The organism is Trueperella sp. HMSC08H06, assembly GCF_001808465.1.
Taxonomy (GTDB): Bacteria; Actinomycetota; Actinomycetes; order Actinomycetales; family Actinomycetaceae; genus Trueperella; species Trueperella bernardiae.
In genome coordinates this window covers 1-22,608 of sequence record NZ_KV793369.1, presented here as the reverse complement: position 1 = coordinate 22,608, position 22,608 = coordinate 1, and the positions used below count along the sequence as shown (strand labels likewise).

Below are 22,608 nucleotides of genomic sequence, written 5' to 3'. Positions count from 1 at the left end.
AACTCTGACGTAAAGACGGACATTTTCCCAGATCCTGGCTATGTGCGCGCGAAGTGTTTCACTAAGGTAGGGAGAAGAAATCGACAACAAGGATGTTTATGATTGCGCTTACACTCTTTCAGCCTTCGACCACGGCGATCGCCGGGTCGTCGCTGATCACTGCTCTTGTTAGCCTCCTGCCCCTCGTATTCTTCTTCGTCGCGCTCGGGGTGTTTTCCATCCCCACACACTGGTGCGCGCTCGGCGCCCTTGTGGTGGCGCTGATCGTGGCCACGGTCGGCTTCGACATGCCGGCGGCGATGGCGGGCATGTCCGCCGTTGAAGGCGCGGCCTTCGGCCTCATCCCGATCATCTACATCGTGGTGATGGCCGTGTGGCTGTACAACCTCACCGACCGCTCCGGCCGCGCCGCTGACGTCCAGGCCGTCTTCTCGGCCGTGGGCAAAGGAGACAAGCGCATCCAGGGCCTCCTCATCGGCTACGCGTTCTGCGGCCTACTCGAGGGCCTGGCCGGCTTCGGCGCCCCCGTGGCGATCGCCTGCACGATGATGTGGGCGCTCGGCCTGCCCCCGATCCGCGCCGCGCTCGCCGTCATGGTAGGCAACGCTCTCAACGTCGGGTTCGGCGCGATGGCGATCCCGGTCACCACCGTGGCCAAACTCGGCGGCGAAGACCCGAACCTGGTGGGCGCCACCATGGGCCGCATCACCCCGATCCTGCTCATCATCGTCCCCTTCCTCATGCTGTTCATCATGGACGGCATGCGCGGGATCAGGGACGGCTGGCTCGCCGCGATCGTCGCCTGGGCCGGCATGGCCGCCGGCGTGGGGCTCACCTCCAACTTCCTGTCCTACGAGCTCGCCGCCGTGGTCGGCTCCCTGCTCTCCTTCGCCGCGCTCGCCGCGCTGCTACGTTTTTGGACGCCGACGACGCCCGAGGACTTGCGTTCCCCCGCGCCCACCGAGCAACTTTCGGGCAGCCGGATCATGCTCGGCCTCCTGCCGTACTGGCTGGTGGTCATCGTCTTCGCGGTGGCCAAGCTGTGGCGCATCGGGGTGGACGTGCCGGCCGCCCTGGCCTCCACCGACATCTCCTTCGTCTGGCCGGGCCTGGCCGACGTCATGGGGCTGAACGGCCAGCAGAACACGTCGGTGACCTTCACCCTGCCCTGGCTGTCCTCGCCCGGCACGATGCTCTTCTTCACCGGTCTGGTGGTGGCGATCGCGTACTCGCGCTCGGAGGGACGTTTCGAGCTGCCGTTTGCCACCGGCATGCGCACGCTCGTCACCACCGTGGTCAACCTGCGCATCGCGATCCTCACGATCTGCCTGGTCATGGCCCTGGCCTACGTCATGAACTTCTCCGGCCAGACCGTGGCGATCGGCGCGTGGCTGGCCGGCACGGGCGCCGCCTTCGCCTTCCTCTCCCCCATGCTCGGCTGGATCGGCACCGCCGTGACCGGCTCGGCCACCTCGGCCGGCGCCCTGTTCGGAAACCTGCAGGCCACCGCCGCCCAGGCGGCCGACCTGCCCACCCGCCTCCTCCTCGGCGTCAACGAGATCGGCGGCGGCATCGGCAAAATCGTCAGCCCCCAGAACCTCGCGATCGCGGCAGGCGCCGTGAAGTCCGAGGGCTCCGAGTCGGAAATCTTGCGCAAGGCCGCCCCCTACTCTCTTACCCTCATCGTCCTGCTGGGCCTCATCACGGTCCTCGCCTCCAACGGAATCCTCGGATTCCTCATCGCATAGAAAGGTTCACCATGAGAATCGCGCTTTTCTCCACCTGCATGAACGACCTCATGTTCCCGCAGGCCGCGCAAGCAACGGTGCATCTCCTCCGCCGCCTCGGCCACGAGGTCGTCTTCCCCGAGGATCAGGCATGTTGCGGCCAGATGCACATCAACACCGGCTACTACCCCGAGGCCCTGCCCCTCATTGAGAATCACGTGCGCACGTTCGCCCCCGTGCTCGACGGCGAGTGGGACGCGATCGTGGCCCCCTCCGGCTCGTGCACCGGCTCGATCCGCACCCAGCAGGCGATGGTGGCCCGCGAACTCGGCCACACGGACCTCGCCACCAAGGCCGAGAAGATCGCCGAGAAGACGTACGACCTGCCCGAACTCATCGTGGACGTGCTCGGCATGGTCGACGTCGGGGCCTACTTCCCCCACCGCGTCACCTACCACACCACCTGCCACTCGCTGCGCGTGGCAAAGGTGGGCGACAAGCCGCTCCAGCTCATCCAGGCCGTGGAGGGCATCGACTACGTCCCGCTTCCCGACGCCGACGTGTGCTGCGGCTTCGGCGGCACGTTCTCGGTGAAGAACCCCGACGTGTCCTCGGCCATGCTCACCGACAAGATGGCCAACATCAAGTCCACCGGCGCCGAAATCCTCGTGGCCGGCGACTACTCGTGCCTCATGAACATCGCCGGCGGCCTGTCCCGCACACGCTCCGGAATCCGCGCCATGCACCTGGCCGAGGTGCTCGCCGGCAGCCAGGATGACCCGTTCATCGCCCCGGCCACAACCACGAAGGTAGGTGCCTAATGTTGAACATCAAGGAACTGGGCTCGAAGCTGGGGCTCAACCCCGCCGACTGGGCCGAAAAGGACATCGCCGAAACCGAGCTCGGCTGGGTGCCCGGCCACCCCATTCCCAACGACCCGCTCCGCTGGGGTCAGTCCTTCCGTGAAGGCTCAGAGGAAACCCTGCGCAACACGCAGATGCGGCGCAACCTCGGGTATGCCACCGGCAAGATCCGCACCAAGCGCAACACGCGCGTGGAGGAAATGCCCGACTGGGAGGCGCTGCGCGAATCGGCGTCGAACATCAAGCGCACCGTGGCCGCGAACTGGGTCGAGCTGCTCGAACAGTTCGAGGCGAACGTGACCGCCAAGGGCGGCGTCGTGCACTGGGCGCGCGACGCCGATGAGGCCAACCGCATCGTCTACGACCTGGTCAAGGCGAAGGGCGTGGACGAGGTGGTCAAGGTCAAGTCCATGGCCACGCAGGAGATCAACCTCAACGAATACCTGGGCGAGCGCGGGATCCAGGCGTGGGAGACCGACCTGGCCGAGATGATCGTCCAGCTGTCGGAGGACATGCCCTCGCACGTCGTCGTGCCCGCGATCCACCGCAACCGCGCCGAGGTCAAGGCGATCTTCGAGGCGCGCATGGACGACGCCGGGGAGCTCACCCACGAGCCGCGCGTGCTCGCCATGGCGGCCCGCGCCCACCTGCGCAAGAAGTTCCTCTCCGCGAAGGTGGCGATCTCGGGCGCGAACATCGGCGTGGCCGAGACCGGGACCGTGGCGATCTACGAATCCGAGGGCAACGGCCGCATGTGCCTCACCCTGCCCGAAACCCTCATCACGGTCATGGGCATCGAAAAGCTGGTGCCGCACTTCCAGGACATCGAGGTGTTCTCCCAGCTCCTGCCCCGCTCCGCCACCGGCGAGCGCATGAACCCCTACACCTCCTTCTGGACGGGCGTCACGGAGGGCGACGGCCCGCAGGAGTTCCACCTCATCCTCATGGACAACGGGCGCACCAACGTGCTGCACGACCCGGTGGGCCGTGAAGCCCTCAAATGCATCCGCTGCGCGGCCTGCATGAACATCTGCCCCGTGTACCGCGTGACGGGCGGGCACGCCTACAATTCGGTCTACCCCGGGCCGATCGGCGCGATCCTCACCCCGCAGCTGCTGGGCGCCACGGACCGCAAGGACCCGGCCTCCACACTCCCGTTCGCCTCGACCCTGTGTGGGGCGTGCTACGACGTGTGCCCGGTCAAGATCAACATCCCCGACATCCTGGTCCACCTGCGCCACAAGTACGCCGAAGCCAACCGGGGCGGCATCCCCGACAAGTGGGACATCGGCATGAAGGCCACGTCCAAGATCATGAGATCGGGCAAGGCCATGGAGGCGGCCGGCAAGGCCGTGGCCACCGGCCGTGTGGCCGCCGGCAAGGATCGCAAGATCGGCTACCTGCCCCTGCCGGTGGCCAAGGACTGGACCCGCGCCCGCGACATCCCCGCCCCGCCCGCACAATCCTTCCGCGATTGGTGGCACGAAGAGGGCTGCTGCGGTGGCAAAGGCTCGGAGGGCTGCTGTGGCGGCCATGAAGGAGGTGCGCGATGAGCGCCAAGGACGTGATTTTGAACCGCATCCGTAACGTCGGCCCGATCCCCACCCCGGAGATCCCGCGCGACTACCGCTTCGGCACCGACGCCTCGCGCGCGGTCGTCATCGACGAGATGGAAGAGGCCCTTATCGACTACACCGCGGTGGTCAAGCGCGTGAGTCCGGACGGGATCGCCGCCGCGATCGACGAGCTGCTCGACGACTGCTCGAGCGTGGTAGTGCCCGCCGGCCTGCCCGCCGAGTGGCAGGAGGCCGCCGGCAAGGGCCGGGAGGTTCGCGTGGACGAGCCGGCGCTTTCCAAGGCCGAGCTTGATTCCATCGACGCCGTCCTCACCGCCTCGCGCGTGGCCGTGGCTAACTCGGGCACGATCATGCTTGACGGCCAGCCCGATCAGGGCCGGCGCGCGATCACGCTGGTGCCGGACACGCACGTCGTCGTGCTCGAAGCCGACGCCATCAAGGCCACCCTCCCCGAGGCCGTGGCCGTGCTGGGCGAGAACCCCACCCGGCCCACCACGTGGATCGCGGGCCCGTCGGCCACCTCGGATATCGAGCTGGTGCGCGTGGACGGGGTGCACGGGCCGCGCAACCTGCGGGTGATCATCGTCGAGCGGTAGGCCACACGTAGGCAACAGGGCGAGGGCCCCGGGAGCGATCCCGGGGCCCTCGCCTGCTGAGCGTGCAGTTACTTCTTCACGTCCCAACGGGGGTCGGCCTTAACGCCCTTCTCAATGAGGCGCGGGTCGGCAGACATCGGCGTGCGCGGCTTGGGGTAGCGCTTGTCTTCCTTCCACCAGGGCATCCAGCCCACCCAGCCGTGCGCGGGAGGGGTTGGCGATTCGGGCTCGAAGCCCAGCTCGGCCGGGGTTTCCTTGATCGTGTCGACCAGGAAGTACTTGTCGGCGTCGTCGAAATTGTCCTTGACGATGTCGCGGAACTCCTTGTGCTCGTGGTACAGGCCGTCGCGTAGCGGGTGACGGCCAGTTTTAACCATCTTGTAAATCCAGTAGACGAACAACGCCACGTTGGAAATCAGCGCCGCCCACGCGCACACCTCGTTGGCGAACGGGTCCATCGTGGAGAAGTTGTGCATCTTCCCCGGCGGCACGAAGAACTCGGCGAGCAGGTTGTTCACCGCGATCCAGAACATGAGGGTGAAGCAGCGGAACCAGATCCACTGCCCGCGCGCCCACGTGAACGCTGGGATCGTGCACGCCAACAGCAGGGCGAGCGTGGCGTACCACGTGTAGTCGGACAGGGAGTTGTAGAGGAAGGCGTGGTTCCACAGGTCATAGGCGATGACCCACGGCCAGACCATGTCAACCCAGATCAGCCCGCGCACCTTGTCCTTGCCGTTGGCCTTCTTCATGCCCGGCGAGGTGATCATGATCTTGCCCAGACCCGTGATCGCGATGATGTTGAGCAGGCCCGCAATCGCGGTGATGATGTTCCAGTACCCGCCAATCGTGCGGAAGCCGGTGGCCGGGTCGATGCCCACGTTGTTCGCTTCGAAGTTCGCGGCGAGCGCCTGGTACCACTCGGGACTGTGGAGGGTGGCCGTGATCCCGCGGGCCTCGGGCAGGCCGGCCAGCATGTCGCGGGCCGAGCCGTCGTTGATCGCCTGCAGGCAGGCCGGGTCGGCGGCGCAGGCGTTATACGTGTCGGCCTCGAAGAAAATTGTGATGTCGCGGATGTTGGCCTCCATGATGTTGAGGGCCAACCCCAGCCAAAGCGCCACACCAAACCAGATCGCGTAACGGTGGGCCTTGAGCGGGTTGCGCTTGCCGTACCACAGCAGATAGCCGGTCATCGTGGCGGTGGCCACCATGATCGCGAACTTGCCGAACGGGAACCAGCCCACGATCGGGATCGCATACTTGATCGCGAACGGCATCGCGAGCACGCCACCCACCGTCCACAGCACAAACACCGTCCACGGCCACCTGCGATGCACCTCCGCGATCGCCACCTGCGCGACGAACACCACCAGCCATGTCACGTACACAATGGGAGTTCCTATCTCCCACAAAAAGAGCGAGTCCACGTCATTTCTCCTACCGCCGCGCGCCCTTGCGCAGCCCCGCGGCGTCGCCATTGACGCCTAGAAACAGTGGCATTAGCGTATACCCAGCTCACAGGCACGCTTTAAGGACCTCAGTCCCCACAAATGTGCACGAGGTCACAGTAAGCTCTTCTTCAACCAAAATGCGTGCGGTGGCATTCGTGGCGTCCGACGACGACGTCGGCCCGGCCCGTCGTCGTCGTTCGCAACAGATTCCAACGAAGGAAGAAGCACAATGCAAGCGAAGTCCGCATTGAAGATCCTTGCGCCGATCGGGCTCGCCGGCCTGGGCGGCATGATCACATTCAGCCAGCTCACCGGCAAAGCCACCCCCGAGGAAAACGCCTGGTACTACCCGGCCGACGACCTCATCGACGCCCACTACACCAACGGCCGCTCCTCAACCTACGCGATCGACATCGACGCGCCCGCCTACGCCGTCTACCGCATCATCAAGCAAATCGGCGCCAACCGCACCGGCTCATTCAGCTCGGACCTGCTCGAACGCGTCTTCGCCCGGCTCCCCTTCTACAACTCCTACGAAATCCAGGAAGAATACCAGCAGCCCGATTCGCTCATGCCCGGCGACAACGCCGCATTCGACTTCCACGGGATGTCGATGGAGTGGACCGACGTCGTACCCGGAAAGTACCTCGTGGAATGGGTAGACACGAAGTCCGCGCCCATGGCCCCCGGATCGTATGCCTTCCGCTTCCCCGGCATGAAACACTTCGCCGCAGCCTGGTGCTTCTACCTCATGCCACTCAAGGGCGAGCGCCCCCGCCTCATCAACCACTGGCGCATCGGATTCGAGCCCAACGGCAAGATCATCTCCGCTATCAATTGGACCAACATCGAGCTCATCGGCGGCGTCATGGCCCACCTGCAAAACATCTACATCAAGCGCGTAGCCGAGTTCCGCAAGAAGGAAACCCTGGGCGGCAAGGCCATGCGCAAGGTCTTCGGCGGCGGGATCATCAACACCGGCACCCCGGCCGGCCGATACGACGGCACCCCGCTCTTCGACAACACCTACACGCAATGGTTCCAGTACGGACGCCAGCGGCCCTCCGTGCTCGACATCCGCGAACCTGTCACCGACAATCCAAATTGGCCGCCCACGGGCCCGGACACGCCCTGGGCCGACGTCGTCGACGAAGAGTACTTCGTGGACTGGGAAGAGCCCGAATTCTCCTGGGACGAGCAGATCCGCCAGAAGATGGAACGCACCTACCTCAAGCGCTGGGGCAAGAAGACGCCGAGCGAGGGTAAATAGCCATGAATCCCCCAATTCCCGATTACCCCACCCTGTTCTTCTTCGAGGTGGGCGAGTGGTGGGACTACGCGATGCTCCTCGTGGTCATCGCGGGGCTCGCCTTCACGGCGTGGCTCGCGCAACGTAGCAAGTACGTGGCGCTCGCCGTGTTCATCGTCATCCCGGTCACGCTCACAATTTTCGTGTGGCCCACCTCCACCCAAGGCACGGAGGCCGCCGGGTGGTTCGCGATCGTCAAGCAATACTCGGCGCTCGCCGGATCACTCAGCTTGGTGGCCCTGCAGTACGTGAAGAAACTGCAGACCAACAAGTGGTACCTGCTCATCCCGCCGCTGCTGCTGGCCGTCAACATTGTGGAGGCGGTCATCCGCGACTTCCAGTGCTACTTCATCCACGGCGCCGATCCCGTGACCGGCCAGTGGACGTGGGGCGGGCCCTGGAACATCATGAACGGCGTGGCCGGGATCCTCAACCTGCTGATGATCTCCGGTTGGATCGGCATCTACGTGTCCAAGAATAAGGACAAGGGCATCATCTGGGGCGACCTCACCGTGTGGTGGATCATCGCCTACGACCTGTGGAACGTTGCCTACGTCTACAACTGCCTCTCGGACCGCGCGTGGTACTCCGGCGTGGCACTCCTGCTGGCCTGCACGATCCCCGCACTCATGTGGTTCGGGCGCGGCCAGTGGATCCAGTACCGGGCCTACACCCTCACGTTCTGGTCCGCGATCGTGCTCACCTTCCCGCACTTCATGCACGATTCCATGTTCGCCCACCGGCACAGCCAGAACCCGCACGCGATGTTCCTCATCGCCGCACTCGCCCTGGCAGCGAACGCGGCGCTGTCCATCTACCACTTCTACCGCGTGTTCAAGTACCGGCGGAACCCACTCACGCAGGAGGTCTACTCCGACACCCCCCCCTACATCCCCTGGGTGCACGCCACCGCCACTCCCGAGGCGCAGGACCGGATCGCCGCCCGCCTGGGCAAGACACCCGAGGAAGTGGGCTATCGGTAACGGCCAGCGCGTGGCCTAACCGGGCTTGTGCGTGACCTGACTGGCCTCGTCCCGCGAAGGGACAGGGTTGGCCCTGCCGGCCGGGCTGGCCGGGCGCGGCCGGCTACCAGGCGCGGTCTGGGCCGGGGGGTTAGCGCAGGCGGTGGCCCGACGCGATCGAAATCCGGTTGTAGGCGCCGATGAGGATAATCGACCACTCCAGGGCCGAGACCTGCTCCGGGGTGAAATACTCGAGGGCGGCGGCGATCACGGCGTCGCGCGCCTCGGGGCGCTCCAGGGTGGTGAGAGCCTCAGCCAGCTCGAGGATCGCACGCTGCTTGGGCGTGAACGGGGAGCCGGCGTCACGCCACGCGGGCAGGACGTCGATGTGGCGCTGGTCCATACCGGCCTCGCGCAGGGCGGGGACGTGGACGCCGAGGCACGCCACGCAGCCGTTGATCTGCGAGACGCGCACTTTCGCCAGCTCGACCTCCTCCGCGGTGAGGCCTGCCGCCTCCCACGCCTCGCGCGACTTCATCGAAGCGGCGTTGAGAGCCTTGTAGACATCCGGGGTTGCCTTGGCAATGTCGATTCGGGTCATTCTTCTCCTTCGGTCAAACGCGAGGTCGTTCGGGGAACGCATGCATTCTACGGGCGCGCGCCCACCACGTTCGCACCCTGTAGCCGACCACGGGCGGATTTCATTCCCGCGATTCACTAATCAAAAACGACGTCCGCGCCCGCACCCGCGGCCACTCCCGCCAGGCACATCTCTACCTGCGCGCGGGTGGTTTTGCCCTCGTGGAGCGGGGGAAGCTCGTCCAAGCCGAAGTAGCCCGAGTCGATCGTTTCTACATTCGGCTCAAACTGGCCGCCCATCACGTCGCAGGCCACAAAGATCTTCCAGATGCTCCACGGCAGCTCGGGCTGGTTATGCTTGGCTCGGTCCTGGACGGCGAGCACACGCCGGGGCACCACGTCCAGGCCGGCCTCTTCCTTGGTTTCCTTGGCCACGTTCTGCCCCAGGGTCAGGCCGATGTCGGCCCACCCGCCGGGCATCGCCCATCGGCCGGAGGCCTCCTGCACCAGCAGGATCTTGCCCTCGCGCACGATCACAGCCCGGGTGTCTAGCTTCGGGGTTTGGTAGCCGTCCTCGTTGCAGAAAAGCTCAGCCACCTTCTCCACCGGCACGTCGGTGTAGGAGGCGAGGATCTCCGCCGAGATCTCCCGCAGGCGCGTATACCGCTCCCTGTCGAAGACGTCCGTGGCGTAGGCCAGGCCCGTCTGGGCGATTGCTTGGATTTCGGTGGCCCACGTCAGCCATTGCTCGTTCATGGGATCAGCCTACCCAAGCCCGCCCAGGCCTCCGCCACACGCGCGATCATGGCCACCCGCGCCTCGACCCCGGCGTCGGCGGGGACCTGGATCTTGACCCCGCGGTAGTCTTCGGTGCCGCCCCCGGCCGCAATGAAATCGCGGACGCGCCGCGGGGTGAGCAGGCTTGAGGGCTCATCCACGCTGAGGGGCAGGTGGGTGTCAGCCCAGCCGGCGCCGTACGCGGTGTCCGCCCCTCCCGCGCCCGAGCACATGAGCCCGGCGAGCAACCCGTGCTCGGCCAACAGCGCCGCCTGCGCCTCGGGCCGGCCGGGATCCTGGGACTCGATCACCGAGCGCCCCCAGTTCAGCGCGATCTTCACACCGACTTGCCGGGCCACCTCGATCTCTTCCTCCAGGCTGAGGAAGTTCTTCTCCCCGGCCCCCGCGCGGCCGCGGGCGTCGCAGTGCTCGATCACGATCTCCACGCCGATCCGCTCGGCCTCGGGCAGCAGGTCGCCGAGCGAGGCCACCAGCGCCCCGGCATCGGCCGTATGGCTCGGCGCGGAGTGTAGCTCCACCCGCCGCACCACTCCCCCGGCGGCATCATTCAGCGACTCAACGGCGCCCAGGATCTGGCGCGCTTGAGTAAGCGCGGCGGTCCGGGCAGCGTCATCGGGACTCCCCAACCCGAACCCGGGCCAGGAGCCGAGCATCCGCATCGTGTCGGGGATCGCGGTCACCACCGAGTCCGTGAAACGGCCGGCGAGCTGGCGGGCGAGCCAGGCGGGGTCGGGGTCGAGGGCGTCGGTGCGCCACGGGATCTCCAGGCCGGTGGCGATGGGGGCGAGCGCGTCGAGGAAGGCTTCTTGTTCGGCGCGGGTGGCGGGCATCGCCGCGTAGGCTCCAACGATCATGTCAGTCCTTTCAATCCTTCCAATCCTCTCAAAGCCCCGGTTAGCGGGGGCGGACGGAGAAGGCGAAGTCGCCGGTGGATTCGCCGGTGATCATGGGCGGGTGCAGGTCGCGCATGCGTAGCACGCGCCGGCGCCCGACCAGCCAGTACAGCAACGCCAGCGACACCACGGCGATCAGCGCGAGCACCCCCACCGACCCCCAGTACTGGGTGGCCGTGCCGCCGGAGATCGCCACGCGGAAGGCATCTACCGAGTACCGCATCGGTGAGATGGACGACAGCCCGCGGTAGAAGGAGTTGAGCATCTCCGTGGGGAACGTGCCGCCCGAGGCCGGCAGCTGCAAGATCAACGCCACGAGGAACACGGCGCTCTGCGGCGAGCCCAGCCACAGCCTTACCAGATAGCCCAGCGCCATGAAGGCTAGCGCCGCCACGATCAGCAGCAGGATGAACCGCCACGGGTGCACCGGGTGTAGGCCGAGCAGGCCCCACACGCCCAGGCCCATGATGAGCGAGGAGGCCACGCCCATCACCGCGAATGGCGCAAACCCGTGCATCATCGGGGCGAAATTGCTGGCGCGGGAGAGCACGAGCCGCCCGGGCATCGTGCGCATCACGAGGAAGAAGGTCACGGAGGACACCCACAGGGCGATCGAGAAGAAGAATGGGGCCAGGCCGCGCCCGTAGGTCTCCGCGTCGTTGTCGGTGATCACGCTGATGCTGACCGGGGAGGACATGATCTCAGCAAGGTGATCCACTTCGGAGTCCGTGAGCGCGGGGATCTGCGCCACGCCCTGCTCGAGCCCGTCGGCCAGGGTCGCGGCGCCGGTGTCGAGCTGCTGCATCGCAAGGTCGAGCTGGGACACGCCGCTGACCAGCTGCTCCAGCCCCGCCACAGCCTCGGGCAGCTTGCCACTCAGCCCCGAGATGAGGGTGGTGAGCTGGGTCTTACCCTGGTTGATTTGTTCCACGCCGGCGTTGATGTCCTCGGCGGAGGAGCCGAAGCTCCGCAGCGCGGCATCGAGGCTGTTGAACGACGAATCGATCGCCGCCATCGCCGCATCCGCCGCGTCCACGGCCGCCTTCGTGGCGTTGTAGTCGAGGTTCGCCTGCAGGCTCGAGGTCAGCCTCAGCTGCCCGGACACGTTCGCGGACAGGTCGCCCAGCAACGACGACGACGCTGCGATGTCCTCCTGCAACTTCGCCAGGAAGGCGGGGTCGTTTGCCAGGTCGGGGTTGGCAGCCATTTGGAGGAGGGCCTTGTTGACGGCGTCGAGAGCGGAGTTCGTCTTCCCAATCGTCGAGTTTGCGTTCCCGGACAGTTCGGCGCTGAGCCCGCCGAGGTTGACGGCGTCGTCCTGGAGCTTGGGTAGGTTGTTGTTGACGTAATTGCGTAGCGGGCCGAGCGCGGCCTTGACGTTGTCTTTGCCCACCTGCACGCCGTCGGCCACGTTCTCCAGCCCGACCACGGAGCCCGTGGCGCCGGACACGCCAAGCAACACGCTGGTGGCGCCCCGGTCGAGGGTGGCCATCGCGTCCGACAGCTGCGCCATCTCCTCCTGCATCCCTGGCACGTCCAGTCCGGAGAGCGCCTCGTTGAGCGTGGATACGCCGGTGGCGGCCTGGGTGAGGCCGTCGGAGAGTTGGCGGGCGCCGTCGGCGGCGGTGGTCATGCCATCGCGGATGACGGACAGCTGCCCGAACAGGGTGGAGAAGTACGCCTCGCCCACCGCGGCGTTGACCTGCTCCTGGATGAGCGCCTGCATCTGGGACAGGAGGGAGCCGGCGATGAAGCCGTTGGCGTCGTCGCGGTGGAAGGTGATGGTGGCGCGTTCGGGTTGGAAGCGCCCGGCGGCCACGAGGTTCGCGGAAAAGTTCTCAGGCACGGAGACGATCATGTAGATCTCGCCCTCACGCAGCCGCCGCTCGGCCTCGGCCTCGTCGTCCATGAACTGCCAGTCGAAGCCGTCCTGGCCTTTGATCGCATCTACGAACAGGGAGCCGGCGTCGATGGTTTGCCCGTCGAAGTCCACCGCCTTGTCCGAGTTGACGATCGCCACCTTGACCTTGTCGATCTCGTGGTAGAGGTCCCAGTTGGCGTGCAGGTAGATGCCGCCGTAGAGGGCGGGGACGATGAGGATAAAGACGAGGGCGATCACGGGGATGCCCCGGAAGTGCTTGAATTCGAGGGTCGCGGAGCGCAGCGGCTTCATTATTCTTCCTCCTCGTTCACGACGACGTCGCCCCCGGCCGCGTCCGCCGGCTTGGCCTGTGTCGGCTCGGCCTGCGTCGGCTCTCCGACGGTTGCGACCACCACCTCGTCCTGGTCCGGGTCCAACGGCGCGAGGACCTCGGGTTCCTCGATGGCCTCGTCGATGGTGACGGGCGGCTCCTCAATCTTGTGGATGCGCGTGACCTTCGTGGGCACGAGGTGAACGCGGACCGCGCCGACGGGCGCCGCGTTGGCATTGGAGGCGCTGACGACGATGACGTTGTTATCCATCGTGGCAAGCTTTTGCAGGGAGGCCAAGAGGGTGGCGGCGTGGTGGGCGGGCACGTCGTGATCCACCCCGTCCACGACGATAACCGCCGCCGGCCGCAGCATCGCCAGCGCCGCGCACAGCATCGCCTTCTCCGCACCCGGGAGCTCTTGGTAGAGGGCGCCGCGGTCGATTCGGTAGCCGAGGAAGTCCTCGATCTGCTCCGCGCGCTCGACGGCCTGGCGGATGCTCATACCGTCCTGGACCGCGCGCTCACCGATAAGTTCACCTACCGTGAGGCGGTCATCCGGGGCGGCGTACTGCCCGATCCGGCCCACCGCGGCACACTGGAGGACGGCGGAAAGCTCGGTGTCGGCGTCGTACCCGGCGATCTCAAGCCCGCCGGTCACGCGGCGCAACCGGCCGGCGAGCGCGAGCAACAGGGCCGAGCGGCCCGAGCCGGAGGTGCCGTGCACAATGCAGAGCGTGCCCGGGGCGAGCGCGAGGTCGAGCGGCCCGAAGATCGGACCGTGCACCGAAGAAGCAGCGAGGCGAATGGCACGAAGCACGCTGCCGTCGTCGTTAAGCGAATCAACTTGGACCTGTTGCTTGCGTCTCATCTGATTTCCTACTCTGACCAGCATTAACGTCGGAAGTCTACCGCCGTGAAAAATGCCCTCGAAACTTGTTCGCCGCGCGCGTTAGTTGCGCATCCCGTGGACGGGTGCGGGGATGAATCCGCCGCGTGCCACGAACTCGGCCGAGGACACGGCGCGTACGGGCATGACGGGCGCGTAGCCGAGTAGCCCGCCGAAGTCCACCTCGTCGCCTTCCGCGGTGCCGGGGGCGGGGATGACGCGCACGGCTGTCGTCTTGTGGTTCATCACCCCGATTGCGGATTCGTCGGCGATCATGCCGGCAATTGCGGCGGCGGGGGTGTCGCCGGGAATGGCCACCATGTCCAGGCCGACCGAGCAGATCGCCGTCATCGCCTCCAGCTTCTCGATCGAGAGGGTGCCGGCGCGGACGGCGTCGATCATGTTCGCATCCTCCGAAACGGGGATGAACGAGCCGGACAGCCCGCCCACGCGCGAGCAAGCCATCATGCCGCCCTTCTTCACCGCGTCGTTGAGCAGGGCGAGCGCGGCGGTGGTGCCGTGAGCGCCCACGCGCTCCAGGCCCATGGCCTCGAGGATCGCGGCCACGGAGTCGCCGACTTCGGCGGTGGGGGCGAGCGAGAGGTCGACGATGCCGAAGGGCACGCCCAGCCGTTCCGCCGCGAATTCACCCACGAGCTGGCCGGCGCGCGTGATCTTGAAGGCGGCCTTCTTGATCTCCTCCGCGATCTCGTTGAGCGGCGCGCCGCGCATGGGTTCAATCGCGTTGGCGACGACGCCGGGGCCGGATACGCCCACGTTGATCACGGCGTCCGGCTCCTCCACGCCGTGGAAGGCGCCGGCCATGAACGGGTTGTCCCCCACCGCGTTGGCGAAGACCACGAGCTTGGCGCAGGCGATCGCGCTGCGGTCGGCCGTGAGCGCGGCGGCCTCCTTGATGACCTCGCCCAGCAGGGCCACGGCCTCCATGTTGATGCCGGCGCGCGAGGAGGCCACGTTGACCGACCCGCACACCACATCCGTGTCGGTCAGGGCCCGCGGGAGGGAGGCGATGAGGGCGCGATCGACGTCGCTCATCCCCTTGTCCACCAGCGCCGAGTAGCCGCCGATGAAGTTGACGCCCACGGCCTTGCCGGCCCGGTCGAGGGCGTGAGCGATGTCGACGACGCCGCCCTCCAACCCCGCCGCCACCAACGCGATCGGGGTGACCGAGATGCGCTTGTTGACGATCGGGATGCCAAGCTCGCGCTCGATGCCCTCGGCGACCTCCACGAGGCGCGCGGCCTGGGTGGTGATGCGCTCGTAGATCGCTTCGCACGTGGCGGCCATAGTGGACCGGCGGCAGGACAGGAGCGAGATCCCCATCGTGACCGTGCGGATGTCCAGGCGGTACTTTTCAATCATCTCCACCGTGGACAGGATGGACTGCGGACTCGAATGGAAAGCCACGGCGCACCTACAGTTCGTTCATTGCTGTGAACAGGGCCTCGGACTGGACCCGGATCACGGTAGACTGCTCGCGTTCGACGGCGGTCAGGGCGGCCTGGAGCTCGTCGATCGAGTTGGAGACCTCCACGCGGAGGATCATGGTGAAGAATCCGCCCATGAGAGTCTGGGAGATGTCGAGGATATTGGCCTTGTGTTCCGCGAGCGCGGTGGTCACTCCTGCGACGATGCCCGGGTGGTCCGAGCCGGTAACGGTGATGATTGCGTACATTTTTCCATTCTATCGCGCTGGCCTGGGAGGTCATATGGGCGCATGGGCGGGATGGTTCGGCGCCCGGGTTTAGGCGCGGGATGACGCGCGGCTGGCGAGGATGAGCGCGGAGACGAGGCCGACGCCGAGCGCCACGGCAGAGCCGGCGAGGGAGATGCTGGTCGCCGTCGCGAAGGATTCGGTAAGGGCGGCGTGGAGGGCCGCGGGGTCGGGGGCCTGGGCGGCGAGCTGAGACATGGCGGAGCCGGCGGAGGTGACGGTGGCGTCGGTGATGGCGCTGGCGCCGGCGGCGGGGATGCCGAGGTCGGCGAGCTTGGCGGGGAGGAGGGCGGTGAGGCCGGCCGCGAGCGCGGAGCCCGCCACCGCCGAGCCGAGCGAGGAGCCGAGCTGGCGGAACGTCGTCTGCGTGGCGGATCCCATGCCGGAGCGCTCGATCGGCACGTCGGCCAGGACCACGGAGGCCACCTGCGCCGAGGCCAGACCCATGCCCAGCCCGTAGCCGACCAGCACCGCCGACATCGTGATCGCCGACAGGTCCGCGTGCAAGATCGCGGCGAGTACCGCAATGCCGGCGACTTCCAGTACCAGCCCGACGACGACCGTCCAGGCCGCGCCGATCTGCCCGGCCACGTGCCGCGCGGCTGCCCCGGAGAAAAACGCGCCGATAGCGAGCGAGGCCAGCACCCAGCCCGCTTCGATCGCGCCGAATCCCTGCACGTTAATCAGGAACAGGGGAAGGACGAACAGGGCGCCGAACTCGCCCATCGCCACCATCATCGCGGTGACGTTGCCGTTGGTGAAGGAGGAGAGGGTAAAGAGGCTGACGTCGAGGAGGACGGCCTGGCCGGCGCGGCCACGGCGAGCCTGGTCCCAGACGAAGAGGGCGAGCAGGGCCAGCCCGAGTGCGATCGCGACGAGCGTGGGTGAGACCCAGCCGGCGCGCCAGGTGAGAGGGCCGAGGGCGGCGTCGTTCTTCATGCGGACCCAGCCGAAGGTGGTGGCCTCGATGAGGCCGAAGACGAGGGTGGCCATCGCGGCGGCGGACAGCGCCGGGCCGCGCCAGTCGATCCCGACGCGGGCGCGCTCCCCGGCGGGCAGCACGCGCAGGGCGAGGGCGAAGATGACCGCGGCGATCGGCGGGTTGATGAGGAAGATCCACTCCCAGGAGAAAGTCTGGGTGATCCAACCGCCCAGCAGCGGGCCGATCGCGGCCATTGCCGCCATGACTGCGCCCCACATGCCGAAGGCGGCCGCGCGGGAGCTGCCGCGGAAGGTGGCGTTGATCGTGGACAGGGTGGAGGGTAGCACGAGCGCGCCACCCAGGCCTTGCAGGCCGCGAGCGAGGAGGAGGGTGGCGGCCGACGTCGCGAGCGCGGCCAGGAGGGAAGACGCGGCGAACACCGCGAGGCCCGCGAGGAAGACCCGCTTGGTGCCGATCCTGTCGCCGAGCGTGCCCGAGGTTAGGAGCAAGGAGGCGAAGATCACCGAGTACAGGGAGGTGACCCACTGGGCTTGGGTGAGGGTGAGGCGGAGGTCGGCGATGATCGTCGGGATCGACACGGCCACCACCGTGGAGTCCAGCACGATGAGGGAGACACCGAACATGACCACGCCGAGGATGAGCCAGCGGTTGGGCGGGGTTGGGGCGGCGCGGCTTGGTGCGCCGGAGGTGGCGGACGCGGCGGGAGTTTCCGTGTCGGGAGCGTCGTGGGCGGCGCTGCGCGTAGTGGTCATGGATGAACCTTTCGATGATCGGCGGCGCGGCCGTCGAGGATGCGACACGGTGTCGCACCTCTCCATTAAACACCCTGCGACAGGGTGTCGCAAGTACCGGCCGGGTAGCTGATCATGGCACAATGGCAGGCGTGAATAGCCCCTACCACGAACAGCTCGCGAGCCGCCGCGCGCAGACCCTCGCGCAGATCTACGACGTCGCCGAGGCGATCATGAGTTCGGGCGCGGAGCTGACCGCGGGCGCCGTGGCCGACGCCGTGGGGATCAAGCGCAACTCGCTCTACCGCTACATCGATTCGATCGACGACCTGCGGGCCCGCGTGGTCGGACGGCACTTCCCCGCGTGGATCACGGCCGTCCGGGAGGTGGTGGACGAGGCGCGGGCCGGGGCGTCGGATACCGAGCAAGCCGAGGCTAGCTCTGTGGCTGAGCGCACGGGCGCGGGGATGACTGGCACTGCGGCTGCCGGCACCGCCGAGCGCGGGGCGCGGGCTACGGTTGCTTTTGTGGAGGCGAACCTGCGCCAGGCCACCCGCAGCGGGCACGGCTGGCTTATGCAGCTAGGCGCGGGGATCCGGCGCTCGCAGCTGGAGGGCGAGAGCGGCGGGCACGCCGTGCTGGACGACATGCTCGCCGAGCTCGTGGCCGAGGCGCTGCCGCAGGTTGAAGCCGAACGGCGGGCGATCGTGGCCGCCCTCATCCGCGGGCTCATCTCCACGGGCTTCACGCTCATCGACGCGGGCGGCAGCGAGGACGTCATCGAGGAGGCCACGCAGGCGACGCGGGCGATACTGGCTCGCGCCTACGGGAGCATGGTCCGCACGATCGACCCGTTCGCGTCCACTTCGAGGTAACCACCCTCGTCGTACTCGTTTTTTAAGTACACCCGGAAATACGGGACGTCCGTGTCGTCGCGCTCAATGATGATGTGGGTGGGCTCGGTGCCCTCAGCGCCAGCCTCGGCCATGATGCGTTGCCCCTCGGCGATCATGGCGAAGGTGGCCTCCCAGTCGACGTCGTTGATCGTGAAGCGCCGCCCGGAGTCCACCTTCGTGGGATCGGCGGGCGCGATGCGCGCCACGCGCCCGTCAGAGTGCGTCACCTCAACAGTCTCGCTGCGTCCACCCTCCTCGCGGAACGACTCCACGTTAAGCCGCCCGCGGAACACTGTGATGCTGACCATCTCGGTCAGACCCACCTCGTCAAGGGTCTCTTGGACGGCGGGCACGAAGCGATCGAGGGCGAAGTAGTAGGTTTCGCGGGCGGCGTCGTCGAGCTGGGCGAACTCGGTCGACGTCGTGACCTCGCCCTTGGGCGTGAGGAACACCGTCTCGGACCCGGTCTCGTCTCGGAACACCATGCGCACCTCAAGCGCAACCGAAATGGGAAGGAGCCGGGCCACCGAGACCCTCTCGATCTTCGGGTCGGCAAGCCCCAGCTCGCGCGCCACGTTTTTCGCCTCGGGGATGGCTCGGATGATCTGCGACCAGTTCACGTCCCCAAGCTGAAGGCCGCCTCGTTGAAATCAAGCCCGGGCTCACGTATTTTGACTGTTCGCGAGATGACTTTGCCGCCTCGCACCACCACATCATCGATCTGCGCCCCGCCAAGCGCGGTGGACGCGTCAGCGTCGAGCTTGATGTCCGCGAACGCAACCTCGATCACCTGGTCGTGTCCGAGCTCGCCCTCCAGCACGTCGAGCGCCTCAAGCAAGGGCACTTCTTCGAAGAGGTAGCCGTCGTCGATTTGCTGCACACGCCCGTCGTACTTGCCGACCATGTACTTCAGGCACGGCACCGGGTCCGACGTCGACAGGAACGGCGCGCCAACAGCGCCGACCACGAACGCCAACACCAGCACCCACCCCCTCCGGTGGAACTTGGTCGGTGCACGCCACTCTTCGAGCGGTTCGGCGTAGGCCACGGCGTCGGCGTTTAACGCCTGCGACGCGGGCGGAACCTCATCGCCAAGGAGGACGTGGATGTTGCTGTATTCCTCGTACGGGTGCGCGACCGCCACGAGGGCCCCGGTCTCCACCTCGTGCAGGTCAAGGAGGGACACGATGTCCTTCGCCGCTGCCACGAAGAGCAGCACGCGAGTCACGGTTCAGAATTTTTCCGAGCCGGTCGTAGCGAAGGCGAGCGATGAGGCCAGGCCACCCAGAACCAGCGCAAAGAGCAGTCGTCCCATGCTATTGCACGCTAAGGCGCCAATGTGAACGCGAGGTTACGGGTTTTCGGTAGCCGTGCGACCAGCCACCGGGCGCTAGCCCATCGGCGTCGCGAGGAAGGCCCGCATCGCCTCCTTCACGCGATGCCACGTGCGCGAGGACGGCACCGACAGCGCCCCGTGGAAGGTGCCCGGGAACATGTGGAGTTCGACAGGGACGCCGGCGTCGGCGAGGTCCTGGGCGAGACGAAGGCCCTCGTCGCGAAGCGGATCGGCCGGGTTGACCACGATAAACGTGGGCGGCATGAGCGCCGCGGCCCGCCGTGAGGGCACGTAGGGCGGGGTGACGCGCGGGTCGCCGAGGTAGTGGCGCCACGACGCCGCCGACGCCTCCCGCGTCCAAATCGGCCCGTCGCGGTAGGTGGCGAACGACCCCGTATCCATCCCCGGCTCCAGGCACGGTTCGAGCACGAACGCGCGTTCGATCCGCACCGGCTCGCCGCTTTCTGCCAGCAGGGCGATTGCCTGTTGTGCCAGGCCGGCGCCGGCGGAGTCGCCCAACACGTACAGCGGCAAGCCCGGGTAAGTCTGGGCGAGGTAGCGCAGCGCGTCGGCGCAGTCGGTGGCGCCCGCCGGCCACGGGTACTCCGGGGCAAGCCGGTAGTCCGGGCTCGCCACCACCGCTCCCCCGAACAGTTCGACCAGATCGGCGTTGCGGGCGTCGTCGAACCGCGCCTCACCCGCCACGTATCCGCCGCCGTGGATGGACAGCACCGCCGCGGTCGGCTCCCCGTCGCCCCGCAGGCACCGCAGGGGCACCGCGCCAACGACGACGGTCTCCACCGTCACGCCCGCACCCGGACTCGCGCCGCCGAAGGCGTCCTCTCCCTGCCGGCGAACCACGTGGTAGCGGGCCATGTCTTGTGACGGCGTCGTGTCGAGGAGGGAGGCCAGCTCGTCGGCGATGTAAGGGGCCGGCTGCGGGTCCTGCCCGTGGCGGCCGAGGAACTCGTTCACGACCTGGTAGAACTCCTTGGGCCGGTCGCGGCGGACCGTGTGGGTGGCGTCGGGGATGAGCGCCGTGCTGAGGTGCGGATTGGCGAGGGCCTCGGCCTGGGCAAGGCCGGCCGCACCGAACAGGACATCGCCGCCGTCGCCCGTAAGGAGAAGCGTGGGCACCGCGAGCTCGGCCAGGAGCTCCCGCCCGCGCCCACTCACCACGCCCGTGGCCAAAAAGCGCCGGTCCACCTGCGCCTTCCCCTGCGCCCACGCTCCATACTCGGCGGCGGGCCAGGCTGGGTATGACGCCTTCAGCTCGGCGATCGCGTGGCTCGGATCCGCGGTGACGGCATCTTGGTGGACGACGCGCTCGCGAGCCGTGTCAGCGTAGGCCTGCCGCTGGGTATCGGTGAGGAGCGCGGGGTCCTCAAGCACGAGCGCCTGTACCAGGTCCGGCACCTCCCGCGCGATCGCCGCCGCGATCGCCCCACCCATCGAGTGCCCCATCAGCACCACCTTCCGGCTCACCGCGTGGCGGGCCGCGTCGATGACGACCGCCCGGGCCGCCGCGACGAGAGCGGTGAAGGGGTCGGCGAGGTCGTCGTCGTGAAACCGGCGCGACAAGCCGTGACCGAGGGCGTCGACCAGGTAGACGCGCCACTCGGTCCCCCATCGGCGCGAGATGCCGGACAGTGCGGCGGCGTTGTCGGTGACACCATGCAGCGCGACGATCACGCCCCTTTCCTCGCGGCCGGATACCGAATACGACGCTGCGTTGCTGATCATGGGGGTTCCTTAGCTCGTGGGCGGGCGCTACAAGTCTAGACCGAAAGCGGGGCGCGGCGACGTGGGGGCAACCGGGTTGAGACAAGGTGGACGATTCTGGGGCGATCTTTCTACATACGAAGATCGCCCCAGAATCGTCCAGTGAATTCAAATCGCCGGGGCGGGGCGGCGCCGCGCTATGCGCGACTATCCTGGCCGTCGCCTCCGAGGAGCTTCCTTCCCTCGATCACGAACCCATCTGTGCGAGTGCCGGTGCATTCCTCCGGGCTCGCAACGGAGTCGACTCCGACATAGCGAGAACTACCCCCGCCCGGCGCTTCAAAGCTCAGAATCCCGTACCTCTCACACCACTTCACCCGCCGACCAGAGTCAATCAGCGCCTGCACATAGGACGGTTCATGGTTCCAGCCACGGACGGTATCCCCGTCGACGACGAAGACGATAAAGTCTCCATCCATCTCGACCTTCTCCACGTCCCGCCACGTGGCGGTCCAGCTGTGCCTCGCCCGGATGTAATGGATGTCGTGAGCCGTCAGGAAACGCCCACACTTCTTCGGGGTGGGCAGGTTTGCTTCTTCTTCGATGTTCCGCATGGGGAACTCCTTCATTGATCGCTCTTTCCCGGAGGCGAATTCCACCCGGGACAGATCTTCCTTCGGGGGCACCGTGCGCGACGCGCGGTTGCCAGTCAGTCTGCCGAAGGGCTTGCGACTGATCTTCTTGATCCACGCAGGACTGTATCACACCAAATCGAGCAAGGGGAAAGCCGAGTTGGGTGCCGCCCCCAACCCCGAGGACCAGCCACCCAGCGGGCAGCCATCCAGCGGCAACCCACCACCTGCCGGTCCACAGGCCGGCCCCCACCGGCCAGCCGCCGGCATCCACCGCCGGCCCCGCATCGGTCATCCGGTTAGTCATTCCCGGGCACGAAAAAGCCCGGAAACCTCAATTTCTCGCGGTTTCCGGGCCACCTGTTATGTAACTGCCGAAGACGATACAAAATGCTGATCGCAGAGCCAGAGGCGACGGAGGGCTTTTCGCTTGACAACAAGCCAAACTGCGCCTGTGGGTTTCTCAGCCCCTGGCATTCGGGCTGCTTGTCCAGCTTGCGAGTCTCAGATCGTTGCTGGCTCCGCGGCCAAACTGACCCGCCGTAATACGCTACTGGTTCCTGCCGTGTGAGAGTTGGTTCATTGCAGCTGGTGGGGTGCCGTCTTTCGCCCTCACGTGAGCTACGGACGGTAAAATTGGTCAAGGTGTGTTTAGAATCCGCCAGGGCGAATGAGGTAGTGAGGCTCCGACTTGTCGATCGAGATACGTTCACTCACTATGCCATTCACAAATATGAGCCGGCATTGGAGTGGGTTGCGTCCCTTAGTGTGGTGTAACGC

Annotated in this window: 20 protein-coding genes and 1 riboswitch; of the genes, 7 read left to right on the top strand and 13 right to left on the bottom strand. The window is 66.9% G+C overall.

Going from position 1 to position 22,608, the window contains the following annotated elements; translation table 11 throughout:
- Positions 1-98 precede the first annotated feature (98 nt).
- From HMPREF3174_RS07920 to HMPREF3174_RS07905, 4 genes are read left to right on the top strand one after another with little or no spacing between them, the layout of a single operon-like run.
- On the top strand, positions 99-1,748 hold the full coding sequence (locus HMPREF3174_RS07920) for an L-lactate permease (protein ID WP_371440122.1): 1,650 nt from the start codon (positions 99-101) through the stop codon (positions 1,746-1,748).
- Between the two features lie 11 nt (positions 1,749-1,759).
- The gene (locus HMPREF3174_RS07915; protein WP_062613976.1) at positions 1,760-2,548 is read left to right on the top strand and encodes a (Fe-S)-binding protein; all 789 of its coding nucleotides are present in this window, start codon (positions 1,760-1,762) and stop codon (positions 2,546-2,548) included.
- Positions 2,548-4,143 carry a LutB/LldF family L-lactate oxidation iron-sulfur protein gene (locus HMPREF3174_RS07910; RefSeq protein ID WP_070448341.1) on the top strand — a complete coding sequence of 532 codons (1,596 nt, stop codon included), beginning with the start codon at positions 2,548-2,550 and terminating at the stop codon, positions 4,141-4,143. Before HMPREF3174_RS07915 ends, HMPREF3174_RS07910 begins: the two co-directional genes overlap by 1 nt.
- Positions 4,140-4,763, top strand: coding sequence for a LutC/YkgG family protein (locus tag HMPREF3174_RS07905; protein WP_062613974.1), 624 nt, complete (start codon positions 4,140-4,142; stop codon positions 4,761-4,763). Before HMPREF3174_RS07910 ends, HMPREF3174_RS07905 begins: the two co-directional genes overlap by 4 nt.
- A gap of 68 nt (positions 4,764-4,831) precedes the next feature.
- Here the strand turns inward: HMPREF3174_RS07905 and HMPREF3174_RS07900 are convergent, their stop codons facing one another.
- Positions 4,832-6,190, bottom strand: a complete 1,359-nt coding sequence (locus tag HMPREF3174_RS07900; protein ID WP_070448340.1) for a DUF5692 family protein — start codon at positions 6,188-6,190, stop codon at positions 4,832-4,834.
- Positions 6,191-6,443: 253 nt separating this feature from the next.
- Between HMPREF3174_RS07900 and HMPREF3174_RS07895 the strand changes: the two genes are divergently transcribed.
- Both HMPREF3174_RS07895 and HMPREF3174_RS07890 read left to right on the top strand, forming a co-directional pair.
- Positions 6,444-7,484 (top strand): hypothetical protein, encoded by a 1,041-nt coding sequence (locus tag HMPREF3174_RS07895; RefSeq protein WP_070448339.1) that lies wholly within the window; start codon positions 6,444-6,446, stop codon positions 7,482-7,484.
- A 2-nt stretch (positions 7,485-7,486) separates the two neighbouring features.
- A complete protein-coding gene (locus HMPREF3174_RS07890; RefSeq protein ID WP_070448338.1) occupies positions 7,487-8,506 on the top strand; it encodes a DUF5692 family protein in 1,020 nt (339 codons plus the stop codon).
- A 130-nt stretch (positions 8,507-8,636) separates the two neighbouring features.
- Here HMPREF3174_RS07890 and HMPREF3174_RS07885 read toward each other — a convergent pair whose 3' ends face one another.
- The 8 genes from HMPREF3174_RS07885 to HMPREF3174_RS07850 form a co-directional block, all read right to left on the bottom strand.
- Entirely contained in the window at positions 8,637-9,086 is a 450-nt protein-coding gene (locus HMPREF3174_RS07885; RefSeq protein ID WP_068539302.1) for a carboxymuconolactone decarboxylase family protein, read from the bottom strand.
- A gap of 116 nt (positions 9,087-9,202) precedes the next feature.
- Positions 9,203-9,820: an NUDIX hydrolase N-terminal domain-containing protein gene (locus tag HMPREF3174_RS07880; RefSeq protein ID WP_062613969.1), complete on the bottom strand. Its 618-nt coding sequence runs from the start codon at positions 9,818-9,820 to the stop codon at positions 9,203-9,205.
- Positions 9,817-10,716 carry a DUF4862 family protein gene (locus tag HMPREF3174_RS07875; protein WP_070445742.1) on the bottom strand — a complete coding sequence of 300 codons (900 nt, stop codon included), beginning with the start codon at positions 10,714-10,716 and terminating at the stop codon, positions 9,817-9,819. Before HMPREF3174_RS07875 ends, HMPREF3174_RS07880 begins: the two co-directional genes overlap by 4 nt.
- A gap of 40 nt (positions 10,717-10,756) precedes the next feature.
- Complete coding sequence (locus tag HMPREF3174_RS07870) at positions 10,757-12,928, bottom strand: YhgE/Pip family protein (protein ID WP_070448337.1); 2,172 nt, start codon at positions 12,926-12,928, stop codon at positions 10,757-10,759.
- On the bottom strand, positions 12,928-13,815 hold the full coding sequence (locus HMPREF3174_RS07865; RefSeq protein ID WP_070448336.1) for an ATP-binding cassette domain-containing protein: 888 nt from the start codon (positions 13,813-13,815) through the stop codon (positions 12,928-12,930). Before HMPREF3174_RS07865 ends, HMPREF3174_RS07870 begins: the two co-directional genes overlap by 1 nt.
- Before the next feature lie 81 nt (positions 13,816-13,896).
- Positions 13,897-15,261, bottom strand: a complete 1,365-nt coding sequence (locus HMPREF3174_RS07860) for a PFL family protein (RefSeq protein ID WP_070448335.1) — start codon at positions 15,259-15,261, stop codon at positions 13,897-13,899.
- Between the two features lie 7 nt (positions 15,262-15,268).
- Entirely contained in the window at positions 15,269-15,529 is a 261-nt protein-coding gene (locus HMPREF3174_RS07855) for an ACT domain-containing protein (RefSeq protein ID WP_062613964.1), read from the bottom strand.
- A gap of 69 nt (positions 15,530-15,598) precedes the next feature.
- Positions 15,599-17,263 (bottom strand): MFS transporter, encoded by a 1,665-nt coding sequence (locus HMPREF3174_RS07850; RefSeq protein ID WP_070448334.1) that lies wholly within the window; start codon positions 17,261-17,263, stop codon positions 15,599-15,601.
- Between the two features lie 122 nt (positions 17,264-17,385).
- On the opposite strand from HMPREF3174_RS07850, the gene HMPREF3174_RS07845 reads away from it, so the two are divergent.
- Positions 17,386-18,117, top strand: a complete 732-nt coding sequence (locus HMPREF3174_RS07845) for a hypothetical protein (RefSeq protein WP_070448333.1) — start codon at positions 17,386-17,388, stop codon at positions 18,115-18,117.
- On the opposite strand, the gene HMPREF3174_RS07840 is transcribed toward HMPREF3174_RS07845, so the two are convergent.
- From HMPREF3174_RS07840 to HMPREF3174_RS07825, 4 genes are all read right to left on the bottom strand, one after another.
- Positions 18,066-18,758, bottom strand: coding sequence for a hypothetical protein (locus tag HMPREF3174_RS07840; protein WP_070448332.1), 693 nt, complete (start codon positions 18,756-18,758; stop codon positions 18,066-18,068). The two genes, HMPREF3174_RS07845 and HMPREF3174_RS07840, sit on opposite strands and share 52 nt — an antisense overlap.
- The gene (locus tag HMPREF3174_RS07835; protein ID WP_148132204.1) at positions 18,755-19,366 is read right to left on the bottom strand and encodes a hypothetical protein; all 612 of its coding nucleotides are present in this window, start codon (positions 19,364-19,366) and stop codon (positions 18,755-18,757) included. The genes HMPREF3174_RS07840 and HMPREF3174_RS07835 overlap by 4 nt, the downstream gene beginning before the upstream one ends.
- A gap of 162 nt (positions 19,367-19,528) precedes the next feature.
- Positions 19,529-21,217 (bottom strand): alpha/beta fold hydrolase, encoded by a 1,689-nt coding sequence (locus tag HMPREF3174_RS07830; protein WP_068539317.1) that lies wholly within the window; start codon positions 21,215-21,217, stop codon positions 19,529-19,531.
- 176 nt (positions 21,218-21,393) lie between these two features.
- Positions 21,394-21,825 (bottom strand): hypothetical protein, encoded by a 432-nt coding sequence (locus HMPREF3174_RS07825; RefSeq protein ID WP_070445752.1) that lies wholly within the window; start codon positions 21,823-21,825, stop codon positions 21,394-21,396.
- Positions 21,826-21,943: riboswitch (SAM riboswitch) on the bottom strand.
- Positions 21,944-22,608 lie beyond the last annotated feature (665 nt).